Origin of the sequence: Myxococcus virescens (assembly GCF_900101905.1) — a bacterium.
Taxonomy (GTDB): Bacteria; Myxococcota; Myxococcia; order Myxococcales; family Myxococcaceae; genus Myxococcus; species Myxococcus virescens.
Genome location: NZ_FNAJ01000008.1, coordinates 155,141 through 171,744, shown reverse-complemented (window position 1 = coordinate 171,744; position 16,604 = coordinate 155,141). Strand labels below are relative to the sequence as shown.

The window sequence follows — 16,604 nt, the reverse complement described above, 5'->3', positions numbered from 1 at the left end:
GCTGTCGCGAGTGTGCGGACCTCGCGTGCTACCCCCACGCGTTGGCACATGCGCTTGCCGTTCTTCGGGCGCTCGGCTCCTAGCCGTCTGCCAACTTCTTCGGTGGTCAGTCACTAGGGCGCGCATGTCGCGGATGGCGTTCGCGCCGCCATTCACAGCCAGGGAATTCCTATGTCTCGTCCTGACAACAACGCCACTCGTCCGTCGACCGTCGTCCCCCCATCGCCGCCCGTCCGTCGCCTCCCAGCCCGCTTCGCCCTCGAATTCGAGCAGGTGGGCGACGGCTGGCGCGCGAGCATCCCGGGCTACGCCGCTGTGTGCACCGGCCCCTTCGGGTACCAGGAGGCGCACGCCGCTGTCCTGGCCGAGGTAGCCCGTCGTCACACCGCCGGACAGCCGTCCACCACGCCGGACGCCCGCAAGGGCAAGGGCGGTGGGCGATGAGCGCCGCCGTTGCCACCCAGGGCCAGCCCCTGGCCTACGACGTCGGGGCCTGCACGGAGCGCGGCCTGCGGTCCTACCAGGAGGACGCGGTCGGCCACGACGTGGGCGCCATGTCCGTGTTCGCCGTGGCGGACGGGCTGGGCGGGCACCCCAACGGGGACCTGGCCAGCCGCGCCGCGGTGGACTCGGTGCTCTTCGCGGCCCAGTCCGCGGGCCCGCTGACGGACGCGCTCGCGCGCAGCACCGTGGCCAAGGCGGAGGTGTCCGTCCTGGCCTCCGGAGGCAGCACCACCCTGGCCATGCTGATGCTGGCGGGCTCGTCCGCAGTGGTGGCGCACGTTGGCGACAGCCGCGTGTACCGGATGCGCTGCGGAGTTCTTGAGCAGCTCACCCAGGACCACCGCGAGTACCGGCACGTCCTCAACCGGTGCCTGGGGGCCACGAGTCCGGACTGCTCCTCGGAGCCGGACGTGCGTGTCCTGGAAACGGAGCCAGGCGACGTCTGGGTGCTGGCTACCGACGGCGTCTCGGACACCCTGGGCCACCCTGAGATTCGCGCCATCCTTCGCGAGCTACCCACGCGTGACGCGCGGTGGGCCGCCGAGGAGCTGGTGCGCCTCGCGCTGGCCAAGGAGAGCCGGGACAACTGCACGGCCCTGGTGGTGCGGGTGGGAGGTGGAGCGTGAGCGTCCTCCACCTCATCGTCCTGGCCCCGCCCGTGTGCGCGGAGCCCCAGAAGGCGACGGCGCCAGCCATCGTCTCGCGCACCGAGGTGCGCAGCGGGAGCGGCTACCGCGTGACTGCTCGCGACGCGAGCGGCGACCCTGTTGTGTCCGTCTGGGACTCCTCCGTGTCCGAGGCGCGGCACGTGGTGGAGCGCTCGGCCGCGAAGCTGGCGTCCATCAACTGCAAGCACCCGGACGGGGTGCCCTTCCTGCGAGGGCGCGCGTCATGAACTGCACCCGGCGCCCGCAGCTCTTCTTCAAAAGCACTCCCGGTGGTCCTCTGGGCTGGCGCACCACCATCCGCGCCGAAGGCCTTCCGGAAGTGAAGGAGGACGGCCGCAACTCCGACGAGGCGAAAACGCTCGCGTACGCCAGCCTGCAGCGGCTGGTTGACGCGTCCGAGGCCCAGGGCAAGCCGCTCGACATCGAGGACTTCGACATCTACGTCGTCGACGACGACGCGGAGGGCGCTCAATGAGCACGGCCCTTCGCATCGCGCTCGTGGGGTGTGGCAAGGCGAAGCGTGCGCATGCCGCGCCCGCCCGCGACCTCTACACCGGGACCCTGTTCCGCGCTCACCTCGCGGAGGCGGAGGCGTCATGCCAGCACGTCTTCGTCGTGTCGGCGCTCCACGGGCTGGTGGCGCATGCCGCCCAGGTAGAGCCCTACGACGTCACTCTGGCCAGCATGGCCCGCTCCGAGCGTGATGCCTGGGGCAGGCGAGTGGTGGAGGCGCTGGCTCGCATCTACCCGGCCGACTCCGTGGAGTTGCACGTCTACGCCGGGGCCGCCTACGTGGCGCCGCTCCGTGCTGCCCTGGAAGAGTCACCCCGCGAGGGCTGGACGCTGGTGGAGCCTCTCAAGGGCGCTACCCAGGGCGCACGGCTGCGCGTGCTGTCTGAGGCTCGCCGCGCCCGCGAGGCAACTCGGGCTGCGCCGCCGGCCAAGGTTCTGCGCGTCGCGGCGCTTCGCGTGGAGCAGTCCCCTGGGCGGCACCTCTACCTGTTCTCGGTAGACGGCAAGAGGGTGCCCGAGTTCGCGACGGTGTCCCGCGTTCGCCGGGCCGACGGACAACTCACCGGCTACCAACGGCCCGAGGTGCTGAGCCACATCGCGGCTATCCGCGAGTACCTGGAGAGCGCGTCGCCGCTGGTGCCCAACGCCGTGGTGCTGGCCTTCGACTCGCGCGTCCGCTTCGAGGAACTCGCGCCAGGAGCGGAGCATGGGCACCTCGTCATCCCCTTGGAGGGGGAGGAGCGCGCACCCGGCTTCATCGTGGATGGCCAGCAGCGCCTGGCCGCCGTGCGCGACGCGTTGGTGGCGGCCTTCCGCCTCGCGTGCGTCGCGTTCATCACCGACAGCTCCGGCGAGCAGGCCGAGCAGTTCATTCTCGTCAACCGGACGCGGCCACTCCCCGCCGGGCTCATCCACGAGTTGCTGCCCACGACGCACGGCGCACTTCCCGCCGCGCTGGAGACGAAGCGGCTCCCCGCCGCGCTGGTGGAGCGCCTCAACCAGGATGCGGCCAGTCCGCTGCGAGGACTCGTCGTCACCGTCACCAACCCCCTGCGCACCGGCCGCACGCCTGCGGCGTGGCGTGGCCGGACGGCCCTCCTCAAGGACACCAGCCTCCTCAAGTCCCTGGAGTACAGCCTCTCCGACGGGGCGCTCTACAGCCGCGAGCCGCAGGACGTGGACGCAATGGTGCGGCTGGTGAGTGCGTGGTGGTCCGCCGTGCGCGCCACCTGGCCGGAGGCGTGGGGCAAGCACCCCAGCGAGTCGCGACTCTTCCATGGCGCGGGCGTGACGGCCCTGGGCCTGCTCATGGATGGCGCGGTGGATGAGCTGCGCCGCTGCGGCGAGGAACTCACCGAAGAGTTGTTCCGCCGCGAGCTCGCCCTGGTGGCGGCGGATTGTGCGTGGGCGAAGGGGGCCTGGGACTTCCCGGCGCCCACCGGTCGGCGCGAGTGGAAGGGCATTCAGAACACCCCCAACGACGTGCGGCTGCTCACCCAGCACCTGACGACGCTCTACCGCGAGCGTTGCCGGAGCCGTGAGGACCGCCGTCACACCCGAAAGGCAGGTGCCGCATGACTCCATGTCCAGACCCTCGTCCGCGTCGCCGCCGCCCGGAACTTGAGCGCGGCAATGTCTCCATCGAGCCGCTGACTCCACGGCAGAAGGAAGTGGCGGCCCTCATCCTCGTCATGACGAAGGAGCGCGGCTTCCCGCCCACGGTGCGCGAGCTGGCCGCCCGTCTGGGCGTCGCCTCCACCAACGGCGTCAATGACTTGCTGACGGCGCTGGAGCGCAAGCGCCGCCTCACCCGCGAGTCGAAGGCGGCGCGCTCTCTGCTGCTCACCGCGTCTGGCACCGAGGCCGCGGAGAAGTACCTGCGCGACACCGCCACCACCGATGTCGAGGAAGGAGCCACGCCGTGAGCGAGTCCACCCAGGAGTTCGTGCCGTACAGCCGCGAGCAGCTGCTGGAGAAGTCCAACGAACTGGCCGGCGTCCTCGAGAAGATTGATGAGGTCCGCGAGGAAAAGGCCGCGGCCATGAAGGACTTCAAGAAGACGGAGGGCGACCTCTCCGCCAAGGCCCGCAGGCTGTCCAAGGTGATCCGCCAGAAGGGCGAGTACCGGGACAGGCAGGCCACCATCTTCGAGGTGAGCGCCGCGCGGAAGCCCCGGGAGGACGCGTGAGCACCGAGCGCATCCGCGGCCTGACGCTCATCCGCCCCTGGGCCTGGGCCATCGCCTGCGCGGGCAAGGACGTGGAGAACCGAACCTGGGAGCCCCCGCGCGCGATGGTGGGCGGCTGGCTCGCCATCCACGCCGGCAAGAAGTGGGACCAGGACGCGGCGGACTCCATCGCTGACACCTTCGGTGTCCAGGTGCCCGGCGAGAGTGAGCAGCCCTCCGGCGTCATCATCGCCGTGGCCCGTCTCGCGGGGGTGGTGCGCGACAGCGAGTCACCCTGGTTCGGCGGGCCAGTGGGCTGGACGCTGGACCAAGTCGTCCAGCTCCCGACGCCCGTGGCTTGCCGCGGCGCCCAGGGGCTGTGGACGCTGCCGGAGCCCATCCTGGAGCGCGTGCACGCCGGGTGGGCTGCTGCTCGGGGGGCCCGTCCATGAGCTGCCGCTACCTGGATGCTGGCGCCGACATCAGCGCGTGCGGCCTGTATCGCTACCGCCTCTGGCGCACCTGGGCGGAGGGCTCGGACGTGCGCCGCGTGCTCTTCGTCATGCTCAATCCGAGCACCGCGAATGGCACCCAGGATGACCCGACGCTGCGCCGCTGCGTGGGCTTCGCCCAGTCCTGGGGCTTCGGCGCGCTCACCGTCTGCAACCTGTTCGCCTTCCGCGCCACGGACCCTGGAGAGCTGCTGGTGCGCGGCGTGGACCGCGTCGGCCCGGAGAACGATGCCGCCCTGGTCCGTGCCTCGTCGGATGCTCACCTGGTGGTCGCCGCGTGGGGCGCCTTCCGCGGCACCACCCACCGTGCCCCGGCCGTGCTCTCGGCACTGCGGCAGCGCCACGCTGTCCACGCGCTGGGGCTCACCAGGGGAGGGGACCCGAAGCACCCGCTCTACCTGCCCGGTCACCTCACGCCGGTGCCGTGGATGGAGTCCCTCTCTTGAGCCTGCGCGCCACCACCTTCGCCCTCGGCTTCCTCGCCGTGGGCTCCACCGCCGCCGGGCTCGTGCTGCCCTGGCTGAGCGAGCAGCAGATCCAGACCGCCTTCTGCGCGGCGGGCTGTGCCGTCGTCCTCACCGTCATCGCCGCCCACTGCATTGGGAGCCGTCCATGAGCTGCGCCACCCACCACGAGTTCACCGTCGGCTACCTCTTCTGTGGCTCTGGGCCCGGGTCGATGGGCCACGACATGGCCACCGTCGAAGTGGCGGGCCGCACCGCCTCCTGGCGCAACCTGGGCGGCGTCGACTTCGACGCGAAGTGCTGCGAGGACTTCACGTACCTGACGGGCGCGCCGTCCCTCTGCGCGGACATCGCGACTCTGACGCCGGAGGAACTGCGGGCCTTCTGGGGCTCCGACGCGCCGGACATGACGAAGTGGAGCCCACCGTGCAAGGGCGCCTCGAAGCTGCTGCCGGCGGAGATGGCCGCCAGCGCGAAGTACCAGGACATGAACCAGCTCATGTTCCACGCGGCGAAGCTGGTGCTCGCGGCGTACCCGGAGCGGGACAACCGTCCGCGGCTCATCGTCGTGGAGAACGTGCCCAGCTTCCGCACGCGCTGCCGGGACGTGCTGGGAAAGACGATTCGCCTCCTGCGCGCGGCAGGTTACGAGGTGAACGTCACCACGCACGACCTCGGCCAGGAGGGTGGGCTGGCGCAGTCGCGTGAGCGCTTCACCCTGTCTGCCCGGGACTCGCGCCGCTGCCCAGTGCAGGTGGCGCTGCCTCCCTACCAGGGACTTCGCGGCGTGGGCGAGGTCCTGGCCCCGCTGCCGTGGCCGGATGACCCGCGCGCAGGCCGTATGCACCGCCTGCCTCGTGTCTCGTGGCTGAACGCGGTGCGCCTGGCGCTCATCCCCCCGGGCGGCGACTGGCGGGACTTGCCCAAGCGCGGGCACGTGGTGGAGACGCTCCAGCAGCGCGGACTGTGGCCGACGGGCATGGACACGGCTGCCTTCCGCGCGATGGTGGAGGAACAGCTCGGCAATCCCGTCGAGGCCTCGCAGAAGCGGCGGGAGGTCCACCGCCGACACCCCGTCCAGGCATGGGCGGCGCCGTCGCCCACCGTGTCCGGGCCGGGCGGCGCGGGCCTGTGCGCCGTCGAGGACCCGCGCCCCCTGGAGGCACTGGGCTACGGGAAGGACGGTCGCTTCACGAACCAGTACCGCGTGGGCGACTGGGCGGACCCCGCCCACTGCGTCACCGGTGTGACGTCGATGACGGCTGGTGCGCCTTCCGCGGCTGACCCTCGCCCGCTGGAAGCCCTGGCGATGCGCAAGGACGCCCGACCAGGCGCCGCCGGGGTGCTGCACTGGACCCGGCCCTCGGCCACCGTCATCGCCACGTCCTGGGTGTCCGGGGGCAGTTCTCCGGTGTCTGTGGCCGACCCGCGCGCGCTTGAGTTGCTCGGCCTGGGGCAGACGGCGGACGGAGCTGGAAGCTACGCCGGCCGTCCGGGCCTGTTCGGTGTCGGGGACTGGCGGGCGCCGAGCCCGACGGTGACGGGCAAGGCCACGGTGAGCGGGGGCAACGCGCAGGCCTCGGTGGCCGACGAGCGTGTGGAGCGCCTGGGCCTGGGATGCCACGGGCGCAACGGCTTCTACGGCGTCATCGGCTGGGACACCACCGCCGGCACCATCACCGGGAGCATGCAACTCGACAACGGCTCGTGCTCGGTGGCGGACCCGCGTCTGCCCCACCCGCGCGTGGCCATCGACATCCGCTTGGCGCTCCAACTCCTGGCCGAGGGCTGGGAGCCACTGAAGGGGACGCTGGCGCCGGCCATCCTCTCTCCGCTGTCGGGCTGCTGGCACCGGCCCCTCACCACGCTGGAGTTGGCCGTCCTCCAGGGACTGCCGCACGTCCACCGGGGCGCGCCCCTGGTGCTGGCGGGCAACAGCGACAGCGTGTGGAGGGAGCACATCGGCAACGCCATCCCCGTGGGTGGTGCGCTGGCCTGGGGCAGGGTGCTGCTGGAGTCCCTGCTGCGCTCCGAACTCGGGGAGGGCTGGGCGTTGCGCGGGGACTACTGGTTCGACGCGCCCGTACCGAACGAGGGGTACGCGGCATGACCACACCCTGCGTTCCGCTCCGAGCTCCCTTCCCCTGGTTTGGCGGGAAGAGCCGCGCGGCCCACCTCGTGTGGGCCGCCTTCGGCGACGTGGCCAACTACGTGGAGCCTTTCGCCGGAAGCCTCGCCGTCCTGCTGGCCCGGCCCACCGCGCCGGGCGTGGAGACCGTCAACGACCTGGACTGCTACCTCGCCAACTTCTGGCGGGCGCTCGCGGCGGCACCGGACGAGGTAGCTCACCACGCGGACTGGCCCGTCAACGAGGCGGACCTGCACGCCCGGCACCGGTGGCTGGTGGCGCAGGTGGAGTTCCGCCAGCGCATGCGGCAGGACGCCGAGTACTTCGACGCGCGCGTCGCCGGGTGGTGGGTATGGGGGCTCTGCCAGTGGATTGGCAGCGGCTGGTGCGCCCAGCCCTCCTGGGAGGCACAGGACGCCGCCGGCTCCGAGAAGACGTGCGGCATCGCCACGTCCGAGTACTCGAAGCGGCCGATGCTCGACAAGCCGGGCCGGGGCGTCCACCAGCTTGCCGTGCGCGGAAAGGCCACGTCCGAGCACGAGCAGCGCCCACACCTGACGGACGGCATCGGAGTGCACGCGCAGCGCCTGCGTGACCTGGGGCGCGCGTCGGAGTGGGGCAAGCGCCCGAGCCTGGGCCGCGGTGGGCGGGGCGTGCATGGCCTGTCGAACCAGATGCCCCTGGTGAGGGGCGACGGTGGCGCGTCGGGCATGGGCATCCACGCCACCGGGAAGCAGGGCGGGCTCCATACGTGGATGCAGGCCCTAGCGGACCGGCTGCGCTACGTGCGCGTCTGCTGTGGAGACTGGAGCCGCATCCTCTCGCCCAACGTCACGGAGCGCATCGGCGTGACGGGCGTGCTGCTGGACCCGCCGTACTCCGACGCCGCGGGGCGCGACCCCAGCATCTACGCCGAAGAGTACCTGCAGGTGGCCCACCGCGTGCGCGAGTGGGCAGTGGCGAACGGGGACAACCCGCGCCTGCGCATCGCCCTGTGTGGTTACGAGGGCGCGCACGAGATGCCCGCGTCCTGGCGCTGCGTCGCGTGGAAGGCGCCGGGCGGGTACGCGGCCGCGCGGGGGAACCACGAGAACGCCCTGCGCGAGCGCATCTGGCTCAGCCCTGGCTGCCTGGCCCCGGCGGAGGACCCGCTCCACGGGCTTCCGCTGGCTCGCGTTTCCGGAGGTCCTCGATGAGCACCTGCACCACGCGCAAGCCACTGCTCGCCGTCACCGTGCCCCAGCCCCTCGCGCGAAGCGTGGAGCTGGGCACGGCGCCCGTGGTGAACCTGTCCGTGGCCCCTCCGCCGGAGGCCCTGGGCGGCTACGTCGCGGTATGCGCGGGCGAGTACGACGAAGGCATCGCCCACTGGATGGACGTCCACGGGGGGATTCGGCCTTTCGCTCCAGAGGACATCCACACCGGCACGGTGCTCGCGGTGGCGCGGGTGGCGGCCGTGTCCCAGTGGCCGGACGTCCCCCGCGAGTCTCGCTGGTACGTGGGGCCGGTGGGGCTGTGGCTGGCCGATGTCATCCGCCTGCCTGAGCTGGTGCCCGTTGAGCCCGGCCCAGTGGCGCAGTGCTGGGAACTCCCCGAGGACGTCCGTGCTGCGGTGCGCGCCGGCTACAAGGCCGCCCGGGATGCGGCGAAGGCGCTCTGGGACGACTTCAGCGCCCGCTCGGCGAAGGCCCTGGAACGCGAGCCCGCGCCGACGCTGAAGGACAAGCTGCTGCGCCTGTGCAGCTGCCGCCGGGCCATGACGCCGTGCCCCTCGTGCAAGGCATTCCGCTGCCTCAACCCGGACTGCGGGCCCCACGCTTGCCACCAGGAGGCCCACCCTTGAGCTGCCTCCGCCTCCGCGCCACCACCTGCCACGTGTGCGGTGCCGTCCGGCTGGGCACCAGCCTCACCGAGGCCGGCCAGCTGGCGCCGCACGGGGCCACGGCCGCAGGCGCTGCCGTCCAGGCTGCTTACCCGGGCCCGTGGCCCACCTGCCGCCACGGCCACCCCTGGCGTGCCGGGTGCCGCAGCCAGCCCGTCCCGCCCACCTGCTGCATGCGCCCGCCCTGCGTGCTGGTGCCGCCGCCCCTTCTCTCCACCGTGCCCGTCTCCACCGAGGAATCGTAGCCATGCCCGCCTGCACCCAGCGCCCGGCCGATGAAGAGCTGTCGCAGGACGCGGAGCACCTGCCGCTTGTGGAGCCTGCCTCTGCAGAGGAACTCGCCCAGGTACTGCCCCCGCCAAGAGGGGACCGCGCGCGCCATGCCCGTGGCGAGGACCCGGGCATCCCCCCGGACTTCTTCACGGAGGCGTGCCCCTGCGCCCAGCAGCAGGTCGCCGAGCTGCGCGCGCAGGTTCTGGCGGAGCGCGACGCCCGGCTTCGCGCGGAGAGCTACGCGGCCGGTGTCGACCACGGTTGGCGCCAGGCCGTGTCTCTGCTGGCGCCCAGTGTGCTGGGCCTGCGCCCTGCAACCACCCCGGAGGTGATGCCCCCTCCGCCGTCCAGCTTCGGCCATGTCACGCAGCCGAAGGCGGCTGTCACGCAGTCCCAGCGTGACAATCAGCGTGACACCGCCCCCGTCAGCGTGACGTCGGCTGTGGAGGGGGGAGGGGGGGAGGAAAACCCCAAGAGAATTCCGAAGCCTGCGACGTTGAGACAGCAGCTCAAGCGCCAGCGTGACAGGCAGAAGGCCAGCGTGACAGGTAGCGTGACACCCCCTCTCCCCCCTCCCTCTGCCTCGAAAACGAGGGGGGCGCTGGTGGCTGTCACGCAGGATGCGCGCGCTGTGCGTGACGTCCGCGAGGCTGCACGCGAGTACCGCAAGCCGGACGCCCTGCCTCCCGACATCCGCGCGCTGCGCGAGGGGTGGAATGCCATGGCGCTGGCCCATGGCTTCCCGGCCTGGGGGGAACGCACTTCCCGGCGCATGGCGGAGGATGCCCTGGGGGCCCTGCGTCGCCGCCCGCTGGAGGAGTGGCTCCGCGTCTTCGCCCTCGTCCCGCGTTCTCCGGCCTGCCGCGGCGAGCTCTCCAACCGGCTGCGCGCCAACGTCGTGTGGGTGCTGACCTGGACCCGCGCTGGCCTTGAGGTGGCCGAGCAGTTGCTCAGCGGCGCTTGGAGTCTGGACCCGGAGCGCCCCGAGGCGCCGCCGCATGAGGAGCCCGGGGCGGCGGTGTGCCTTGAGGACGTCCCCATGGGCACCGAGGCTGCACGGGCCTGGGCGCGGGTGCTGGCCGCCCTGCGCGCAGACGGCAAGCACCGCGCCTGCGAAGGGTTGGAGTGCTTCCGCGCGGTGGCCCTGGACGACGCTGGCCTTGAGGTGGCCGCGCCGGACCAGTTCTCCCTGGACTGGATGCAGGACACCTGTCGGGGGCTGGTGAACGGCTACGCCCACCGCACGGGCCTGGCCGGGCTGCGCTTCGTCGTCCAGGAGCAGGAGGAAGAGTACTCGCCCCCCGTCGCGCCGGCGGAACCTGTCGAGACGCTTCCCTTCGAGCCGCCCCCCTCCATTGCGCCCGCCGCGGAGTCCCTCCCGGACGGCGTGGAGCGCGTCTTCTTCGCGGCGCGGGGGTGTTCGTACACGTGGCAGCCGTACCGGGATGACCCCGCTGCTCGCCGCCTGCTGGCCCTGGCGGGCACCGGGGGCGTGCCGGAGGTGTTGCGCCGCTGGGGGCACGGCGTGGAGGCGCGGTACAGGCAGCGCTGCGACACCCTTGCGGACCTGGTGCGCCGGTGGGAGGCCAACGCCACCCCGGAGTACCGCCCGGACACCAGTCCGCCCGCGGAGACTCGGCGCCGGGCGGACGTTGACGTGGGGCGCGGCGAGTACCCGCCTGCGCTGGAGGTGCCGGACACGCCTGCGGGCAGGGCGTGGGAGCAACTCCTCGAGGAGCTGCGCGCGGCCGGGCAGTCATACGTCGCTGGGCATGCCGCTGGGCGTGGGCTCCCGGTGGCTCTGGAGGGCCCCTGCCTCGTGGTGGAAGCCAAGGACCAGTACGCGCTGAATGGGCTGGAGCTCTTTGCCCAGCCCGCCCTCGACAACGCGGCCCGTGCCCTGGGCCTGGAGCTACGCGTCACCCTCGCTGGCCAGCCTGCTGACGCCGGAGGTCTCCAATGACGGCCTGTGCCCGGCTGGCCCTCCTCGCGTGCGGCAGCAGCGGACTCACGGTGGCGCACCTGCCAGCGCTCCGCGCCTACGTGCGCCGCTTCGCGGGAATCCGGGGCGCGCGTCTCATCCACGGTGCGGGTGACAGGCGCAGGGACGACCCAGTGGCGGCCATGGGGGCGGACCGTCTGTGGGAGGTGGCGTGCTCGGTGGAGTGGCCCGACTTCCAGGTGGATGAGGTGGACCGCTTCCCCGCGCATTGGAAGACGCAGGGGCCCATAGCAGGCCCACTGCGCAACGAGGTGATGCGCGAGGCCGCGCGCGGGTACGCCCGGTGCGGGTGGACGGTGCGCTGGGTGGCCGCGCACACGGACACGGGCCTGGGCAAGGGCACGGCCGGGATGGTGCGCATGTGTCGCGCCGAGGGGTGGAAGGGCCGCGTCCTGATTCTCTCTCATGATGGACAGGTGGTGTCCGAGGAGGCCGTTTCATGACGTGCCGCAAGCACCCCGAACTGGAGGAGTCGCTGCGCCTTGCGCGTGAGCGCGTCGCCGAGTTGGAGGCGAGGCTGCTCAAGGTGGCCACGGCTCTGGACAGGTACGGGCGCCACGAGCGTGGCTGCCGCTTCTCGCGCACCAACGGCCGGTGCGCCTGCACATGCCTGCTGCACGAGCGCATCCGGGACGGAGGGCTGAAGCCATGACGTCAGAGGTGGCTGGTCACGATGGCGATTCGGCACACGTTGCACCTGGACTGAGGGGATGGCGGATGCCCGCCCAGCGTCATGAGTCCGAAGTCGGGAACCACCAGCTTCTCCTTCCCGCACTCCGGGCACTTGAGCAGCACCTTCGTCCAGTCAGTCCCCTCGGCGCTGTCGCTGCTGTCGGCCATGGCGGTGTTCCCCCCTGCCCGTGGGCTGGAGCGCCCACGACCGCATTCTACAGGAGCCTCCAGTGACGTGCCCTGGGCTCTACACGCCGCAGGACCTCTGGGACGCGAACGACGGCTGGAAGGCGAATTGCGGTCCGTCAGCGCTCGCCGCGGTGCTGGGCGTGCCGCTCGCTGCGGTGCGCAGGGCCTTCACTGGCTTCCCGGCGAAGCCCTGGACGACGCCCACCTCGATGGCGGCAGCGCTCGCTGCCCAGGGCGTCCAGCACCGCGTCATCCAGGGCATGCCCCAGGGGGACGTGCACGGAGTGGCCTTCATCCAACTCCGGGGCAGATGGGACTCGGCGCCGGAGCGCGCCCAGTACCGGCACACGCACTGGGTGGGCCTGTACAGAGAAAGAGGAGAGCTGCACGTGTACGACTGCAATGCGGGGAGCGCGGGCGGGTGGCTGCCGTCCGAGGTGTGGAAGGCGCAGGTGCTGACGGAAATCATCGCTGGGCACCGGGGCGCGTCGGGGAAATGGGCGGTGCGCGTGGTGCTGGAGGTGCTCCGGTGACGTGCATACGCTTCGAGGTACCCATCAAAGCGCAGTCCACCAGCAACCTGCGGGAGCACTGGGCGGCCAAGCACAAGCGCACCGACGCACAGAAGGCTGCGACGCGGCGCCGGTGCCCGGAATGGAAGGCCGGCCCGCTGCTCTTCGTCCGCTTGACTCGAGTGGCCCCGCGCGCGCTGGACGACGACAACCTCCGCGGGGCACTGAAGTCGGTGCGCGACGCGGTCGCCACCTGGTTGCGCGTGGACGACAGGTCGCCTCTCGTGGGCTGGCTGTACGCCCAGGCCAAGGGGCCCGAGCCGCTCGTCACCGTGGAGGTGGGCTGGGGTGACGGTCCGCTGGCCAAGGCCGCCCGCGACGTCCACACCTTGGAGGCATTGGAGTTGATTCCGGAGTTCCCGACGCTTCAGCGCTCCGCCCAGGATCACCTGCCGCAAGCCCGTGCAACGCTCGCTGCCGTCGACGTTGAGCCGCGGCGCCCCGCCAAGGCGAAGGTGGTGAAGGAGCTCGCTGCGCTGGCCACCTCCGCGAGTTATCGAAGCACCAACACGAGGAAACCGTGATGCGCTATTACCTGGACGCCGAGTACACCTGCTTCGGCGGCGAGCTGATGTCCCTCGCCCTCGTGCCGGCCGACCCCGCCTTGGAGTCGTTCTACGTCGCGGTCGAGTGGGCGGGGCCGACCGACCCATGGGTGGAGACGCACGTCGTCCCCCACCTCGGCAGCGACTTCGTCTCGCGCGAGCTTGCGTCGCTGAAGCTGGCGACGTTCATGCGGGAGCGGGCGGTGGGCCACATGGTCATCGTGGCCGACTGGCCGACGGACTTCGAGCACCTCTTGGCGTTGCTCATCACCGGTCCGGGGCGCATGCAGCCTGTGCCAGACTTCGACATGAAGTTTCAGCGCCTGCCGGGCTTCAACACGGCGAGCACCAGCCGGATGCCGCACAACGCGCTGGCGGACGCCGAGGCGCTCCGCGACCACTGCGAGGCCAACCATGGGTAACATCGAGGCTCAAGCTGAAGGGGGTTCTCCAGTGAAAGACACGTACCAGGAGCAGGTGAGGGAGTTTCACCGCGTGACGGGCCAGCCGTGCCCCGACAGGCCCACCATGCCGGACGCGGTGACGCGGGTTCTCAGGGTTCGGCTCATGCTCGAGGAGGTGTTGGAGTACGCGGCGGCGAGCGGCGTCGAGGTGTCGGCAATGGGATGCGACATCGCCGATGTGAGCGACCTGGATGTGCGAGCGGTACCGTGGATGGAGCCCGACCTGACGCGCATGGCCCACGAGGCGACGGACGCACTCTACCTGACGCTCGGCACGCTCGTCACCATGGGTGCCCCGGCCCGGGAGTGCTTCGACGAGGTGGCCCAAGCCAACCTCCGCAAGGCTCCGGGAGGCAAGGCGGAGATCCGGGACGACGGGAAGGTGATGAAGCCGGCTGGATGGGTGCCGCCGAATGTGGGCCGCGTGCTGGAGACGCTGCCCCGTGACGCCACCCCTGGCGGGAGGGAAGGGGACGGCTCGTGACGTGCGCAGCAAAGCCCCTCACCGACGAGCAGCGGGCGCTGTGCCTCCAGTGGGAGGGGTATGCCCTCATGCTGGCCCACCGGCACCTCGCGCGGGCCAGACACCTCCGGCGGCAGGACGAGGACGTTTTGCAGGAGGCGAGGCTCGCCGTGGTGAGGGCGGCCCAGACGTGGAATCCGGAGTTGGGGAAGTTCTGCACCTACGTCCTCTGGTGGGTGCGGAGCTTCCTCGGCAAGTACGACAGGCGCGGCTCCCGTGTCGTGCCGCTCCCGGCGGGTGAGTGGGTGCCGCCGCGAGAGTGGAGCCTCGACCAGCCGTCATCAGCGGTGGAGGACGAGGAGGCGGACTCCACGCGGTTGGACCTGTTCACCCACACACTGGGGGAAGACGGCCTGGATGCATGGGACAGCGAACGTCTCATGGCCCGGGCTGCCGAGGCGCTGATGCGTCTCCGCCTCGCGGATCTGAGCGATAGGCCGACAAGCACCCAGCGGGCACGTGTCCGGAGGGACGTCGCCCTCTTCCTTCGTTACCGCTTCGAGGGTGTGACGCTGGAGATGCTCGCGTCCGAGTCCGGGCTCACCACACGCGAAGCTGTCCGGCAAATCGTGCTGCGAACCCAGCCTGCCTTTGACGCTTGGGCCGCCGAGGTATGCGCGGAATCGGAGGGGTAGCGATGGCGCGCTGTGCCCTAGCTCAGGTTGAGCGTCCCTGGTCGTCTACGTGGCGCAGCCCCGAGGCGACGAAGCGTCATTCACTTTGGCTGAATGACGCTTCTGGAGAACGGGATGCGGTTAGTGATTGCTTGATTTTTTCGTCTCGTCGCGGATTTGCTGGATTTCAGCTGCATAGGCCTCCGCCGAATCCATTCGTTCTTTGAGTTCTTCGAAAAGAAATATGAACGTCTTTAGAATCCGTTTTGCTGTTCCGATTGCGACCTCTTCTGGCTCCTGATGAACGGCTCCGCTGAGTGCCCCATACAGCACGGCGAGTGGATTGGCATTCCCGGGTCTAAGCGATATGGGGACCTTTTGGACTGCAATCTTGAGTCGCTCGGAAGCTACTTGGCTCTCTCTTGCTGTTTTGAGATTTTCGAGAGCGGCTTGGTCGCCGTCGAGATTGGCTGCCTTCTCCATTAGATCCAGAAGTGCTTTCACTTCCTCTTCAATTACTCTTCGAAAATAAGCGGAGGCTCCTATGCCGAGTCCTTCCTGGAGGCATGCTACGCCGCGGCGAAACAGTTGCGCACTCGGGCCGAGGTTTTTCAGGAGTCGATTTGGAATCTTCGGTGCCCAGTGAGGTCGTTGGCCAAGCTTTGATATTTCGAAGCTCTTGATGACTTCGACTGGTGACATATTGACCAGTCCTGTTGTCTGCTTTTCAATCAGCTTTACGTCAAACCAGTATTGTGCCTTGCTTTCTTTGCAGCTGGCGCAAATGTATGCGTGCAGGGAGCCCGATGCGTTTACTGCCTCCCAGGTGGTTGATGCTAGGTGGCTGCAATTTCCACTTGCGCAGTAGAGATGTATTGTTTCTGGCATCAATTGATGTATGCCTTTTATGTTTGATTTTATTGGATCTTTAATTTGAATCTTTATTGGGCTGAACAGTGGTTCGTCTTCGATGAATTGTCTGATTTTTAGCTTTGCCTCTGCGCTGGAGAGTTCGACGAGATTGGGTGTGTGCTGTGGCATGATTTGGTGCTCTTGAATGCGCTTTGTGTCCTGAACTGCGGGTGTCAGTGGTTTGGCTGCACGGAGCGGACCATTGCTGTCACTGTGGGTAGTCGCGCGCGGCAGGATAGGAGGTTTGGAGGCGGGCTTCACGAGGGTCGCGACTGACTGCATCCTGGCCCAGTATGCCTCTCGTGGAGAATACCTCGGGTGGGTGATACTGGAGTCGCGATGCCCTCCTGCTCCCAGCCTGCCCAGTGCTCCGAGGCCGACTGCCGCAACGCGGCCGCGCCCCGGCACAAGCGGTGCTGGGCGCACCTCAAGCGGGTGACGCGGGGCCAGTCGATGTCCACGCCCCTGGCGCCGGCATACGAGTCCCCCTGGGAGCGCCTCACGGCTGCGGCTCTGGCCTACGCCGACGCCAGCGACGATGAGGAGGAGTTCGCGAAGGCGCGAGACAGGTTGCGCAAGGCCGCCCTGGCCTATGCAGGCGCTGAGCCCGCGCAGCCGGTTCCGCATGTTCCGAAGCCGCATCCCCTGGGACGGAAGGTGCCTGCTGCTGCGCAGCTTGACCTCTGGGGATGCGACGACGGGCGACGCGGCAACTAGGAGTTGTGTTTCCACCACTCCTCGGGGATTTCGACATCGATGCACACGTTCGATGGAATCTCCGAGTGTGTGTCTCCGCCTGGTTGACCCAGCATCAGGCGGATGCCCGTCACGAATCCCGTGACGTTCGGTTCGGCCAGCTCGATTTTTGAACCGATTGGAGGGACGACAACCCCGTCGAGCCACGCGACCTGCTTATTCACCCGCTGGTCGAACACGAGCGTCTTGCGCTTGAGGCTCAACGTCGGGGCCGTGTGCGCACCAGTCTTGTCGACGAACATCC

At 69.7% G+C, this 16,604-nt stretch carries 26 protein-coding genes; 22 read left to right on the top strand and 4 right to left on the bottom strand.

Going from position 1 to position 16,604, the window contains the following annotated elements; all coding sequences use genetic code 11:
* The first annotated feature begins 171 nt into the window (after positions 1-171).
* The 13 genes from BLU09_RS38330 to BLU09_RS23180 are packed head-to-tail and all read left to right on the top strand — an operon-like array spanning position 172 to position 8,799.
* Positions 172-444 (top strand): hypothetical protein, encoded by a 273-nt coding sequence (locus BLU09_RS38330; RefSeq protein WP_143043183.1) that lies wholly within the window; start codon positions 172-174, stop codon positions 442-444.
* Positions 441-1,130, top strand: a complete 690-nt coding sequence (locus BLU09_RS23230) for a PP2C family protein-serine/threonine phosphatase (protein ID WP_090491696.1) — start codon at positions 441-443, stop codon at positions 1,128-1,130. Before BLU09_RS38330 ends, BLU09_RS23230 begins: the two co-directional genes overlap by 4 nt.
* A complete protein-coding gene (locus BLU09_RS23225; RefSeq protein WP_090491695.1) occupies positions 1,127-1,399 on the top strand; it encodes a hypothetical protein in 273 nt (90 codons plus the stop codon). The genes BLU09_RS23230 and BLU09_RS23225 overlap by 4 nt, the downstream gene beginning before the upstream one ends.
* The gene (locus BLU09_RS23220; protein ID WP_090491694.1) at positions 1,396-1,647 is read left to right on the top strand and encodes a hypothetical protein; all 252 of its coding nucleotides are present in this window, start codon (positions 1,396-1,398) and stop codon (positions 1,645-1,647) included. The genes BLU09_RS23225 and BLU09_RS23220 overlap by 4 nt, the downstream gene beginning before the upstream one ends.
* Positions 1,644-3,263, top strand: a complete 1,620-nt coding sequence (gene dbpB / locus BLU09_RS23215) for a DGQHR domain-containing protein DpdB (protein ID WP_244171955.1) — start codon at positions 1,644-1,646, stop codon at positions 3,261-3,263. The genes BLU09_RS23220 and dbpB overlap by 4 nt, the downstream gene beginning before the upstream one ends.
* Entirely contained in the window at positions 3,260-3,610 is a 351-nt protein-coding gene (locus BLU09_RS23210; protein ID WP_090491693.1) for a LexA family protein, read from the top strand. The genes dbpB and BLU09_RS23210 overlap by 4 nt, the downstream gene beginning before the upstream one ends.
* Positions 3,607-3,873 carry a hypothetical protein gene (locus BLU09_RS23205; protein WP_090491692.1) on the top strand — a complete coding sequence of 89 codons (267 nt, stop codon included), beginning with the start codon at positions 3,607-3,609 and terminating at the stop codon, positions 3,871-3,873. The genes BLU09_RS23210 and BLU09_RS23205 overlap by 4 nt, the downstream gene beginning before the upstream one ends.
* Complete coding sequence (locus BLU09_RS23200) at positions 3,870-4,304, top strand: ASCH domain-containing protein (protein WP_090491691.1); 435 nt, start codon at positions 3,870-3,872, stop codon at positions 4,302-4,304. Before BLU09_RS23205 ends, BLU09_RS23200 begins: the two co-directional genes overlap by 4 nt.
* Positions 4,301-4,810 carry a DUF1643 domain-containing protein gene (locus tag BLU09_RS23195; RefSeq protein ID WP_090491818.1) on the top strand — a complete coding sequence of 170 codons (510 nt, stop codon included), beginning with the start codon at positions 4,301-4,303 and terminating at the stop codon, positions 4,808-4,810. Before BLU09_RS23200 ends, BLU09_RS23195 begins: the two co-directional genes overlap by 4 nt.
* Positions 4,807-4,980 (top strand): hypothetical protein, encoded by a 174-nt coding sequence (locus tag BLU09_RS38875; RefSeq protein WP_167371141.1) that lies wholly within the window; start codon positions 4,807-4,809, stop codon positions 4,978-4,980. Before BLU09_RS23195 ends, BLU09_RS38875 begins: the two co-directional genes overlap by 4 nt.
* On the top strand, positions 4,977-6,938 hold the full coding sequence (locus tag BLU09_RS23190) for a DNA cytosine methyltransferase (RefSeq protein ID WP_090491690.1): 1,962 nt from the start codon (positions 4,977-4,979) through the stop codon (positions 6,936-6,938). The genes BLU09_RS38875 and BLU09_RS23190 overlap by 4 nt, the downstream gene beginning before the upstream one ends.
* Positions 6,935-8,152: a DNA adenine methylase gene (locus tag BLU09_RS39055; protein WP_090491689.1), complete on the top strand. Its 1,218-nt coding sequence runs from the start codon at positions 6,935-6,937 to the stop codon at positions 8,150-8,152. Before BLU09_RS23190 ends, BLU09_RS39055 begins: the two co-directional genes overlap by 4 nt.
* On the top strand, positions 8,149-8,799 hold the full coding sequence (locus BLU09_RS23180) for a hypothetical protein (protein ID WP_090491688.1): 651 nt from the start codon (positions 8,149-8,151) through the stop codon (positions 8,797-8,799). Before BLU09_RS39055 ends, BLU09_RS23180 begins: the two co-directional genes overlap by 4 nt.
* Positions 8,800-8,926: 127 nt before the next feature.
* Here the strand turns inward: BLU09_RS23180 and BLU09_RS38870 are convergent, their stop codons facing one another.
* Positions 8,927-9,370 carry a hypothetical protein gene (locus tag BLU09_RS38870; protein ID WP_167371140.1) on the bottom strand — a complete coding sequence of 148 codons (444 nt, stop codon included), beginning with the start codon at positions 9,368-9,370 and terminating at the stop codon, positions 8,927-8,929.
* Positions 9,371-9,742: 372 nt separating this feature from the next.
* On the opposite strand from BLU09_RS38870, the gene BLU09_RS23170 reads away from it, so the two are divergent.
* Genes BLU09_RS23170 through BLU09_RS23160 form a run of 3 tightly spaced genes read left to right on the top strand, consistent with a single transcriptional unit; the run spans position 9,743 to position 11,765 of the window.
* Positions 9,743-11,074 carry a hypothetical protein gene (locus BLU09_RS23170; protein WP_167371139.1) on the top strand — a complete coding sequence of 444 codons (1,332 nt, stop codon included), beginning with the start codon at positions 9,743-9,745 and terminating at the stop codon, positions 11,072-11,074.
* Entirely contained in the window at positions 11,071-11,556 is a 486-nt protein-coding gene (locus BLU09_RS23165; protein ID WP_090491685.1) for a hypothetical protein, read from the top strand. The genes BLU09_RS23170 and BLU09_RS23165 overlap by 4 nt, the downstream gene beginning before the upstream one ends.
* Complete coding sequence (locus BLU09_RS23160; RefSeq protein WP_090491684.1) at positions 11,553-11,765, top strand: hypothetical protein; 213 nt, start codon at positions 11,553-11,555, stop codon at positions 11,763-11,765. The genes BLU09_RS23165 and BLU09_RS23160 overlap by 4 nt, the downstream gene beginning before the upstream one ends.
* A gap of 2 nt (positions 11,766-11,767) precedes the next feature.
* Here BLU09_RS23160 and BLU09_RS23155 read toward each other — a convergent pair whose 3' ends face one another.
* Positions 11,768-11,953, bottom strand: coding sequence for a hypothetical protein (locus BLU09_RS23155; protein ID WP_090491683.1), 186 nt, complete (start codon positions 11,951-11,953; stop codon positions 11,768-11,770).
* 62 nt (positions 11,954-12,015) lie between these two features.
* On the opposite strand from BLU09_RS23155, the gene BLU09_RS23150 reads away from it, so the two are divergent.
* The 5 genes from BLU09_RS23150 to BLU09_RS23130 are packed head-to-tail and all read left to right on the top strand — an operon-like array spanning position 12,016 to position 14,713.
* Positions 12,016-12,507 carry a hypothetical protein gene (locus BLU09_RS23150; protein ID WP_090491682.1) on the top strand — a complete coding sequence of 164 codons (492 nt, stop codon included), beginning with the start codon at positions 12,016-12,018 and terminating at the stop codon, positions 12,505-12,507.
* On the top strand, positions 12,504-13,070 hold the full coding sequence (locus BLU09_RS23145; RefSeq protein ID WP_090491681.1) for a hypothetical protein: 567 nt from the start codon (positions 12,504-12,506) through the stop codon (positions 13,068-13,070). Before BLU09_RS23150 ends, BLU09_RS23145 begins: the two co-directional genes overlap by 4 nt.
* Entirely contained in the window at positions 13,070-13,513 is a 444-nt protein-coding gene (locus BLU09_RS23140) for an HAD family hydrolase (protein WP_090491680.1), read from the top strand. Before BLU09_RS23145 ends, BLU09_RS23140 begins: the two co-directional genes overlap by 1 nt.
* 31 nt (positions 13,514-13,544) lie before the next feature.
* Entirely contained in the window at positions 13,545-14,039 is a 495-nt protein-coding gene (locus BLU09_RS23135; protein ID WP_167371138.1) for a pyrophosphohydrolase domain-containing protein, read from the top strand.
* Complete coding sequence (locus tag BLU09_RS23130; protein ID WP_090491678.1) at positions 14,036-14,713, top strand: sigma factor; 678 nt, start codon at positions 14,036-14,038, stop codon at positions 14,711-14,713. The genes BLU09_RS23135 and BLU09_RS23130 overlap by 4 nt, the downstream gene beginning before the upstream one ends.
* A 120-nt stretch (positions 14,714-14,833) precedes the next feature.
* Here BLU09_RS23130 and BLU09_RS38320 read toward each other — a convergent pair whose 3' ends face one another.
* Positions 14,834-15,865: a hypothetical protein gene (locus tag BLU09_RS38320; protein WP_143043181.1), complete on the bottom strand. Its 1,032-nt coding sequence runs from the start codon at positions 15,863-15,865 to the stop codon at positions 14,834-14,836.
* A 78-nt stretch (positions 15,866-15,943) separates the two neighbouring features.
* Here BLU09_RS38320 and BLU09_RS23125 point away from each other — a divergent pair, with 78 nt between their 5' ends.
* Entirely contained in the window at positions 15,944-16,321 is a 378-nt protein-coding gene (locus tag BLU09_RS23125; protein ID WP_090491677.1) for a hypothetical protein, read from the top strand.
* Here BLU09_RS23125 and BLU09_RS23120 read toward each other — a convergent pair.
* Complete coding sequence (locus tag BLU09_RS23120) at positions 16,318-16,602, bottom strand: hypothetical protein (RefSeq protein ID WP_090491676.1); 285 nt, start codon at positions 16,600-16,602, stop codon at positions 16,318-16,320. The genes BLU09_RS23125 and BLU09_RS23120 overlap by 4 nt on opposite strands.
* Positions 16,603-16,604 lie beyond the last annotated feature (2 nt).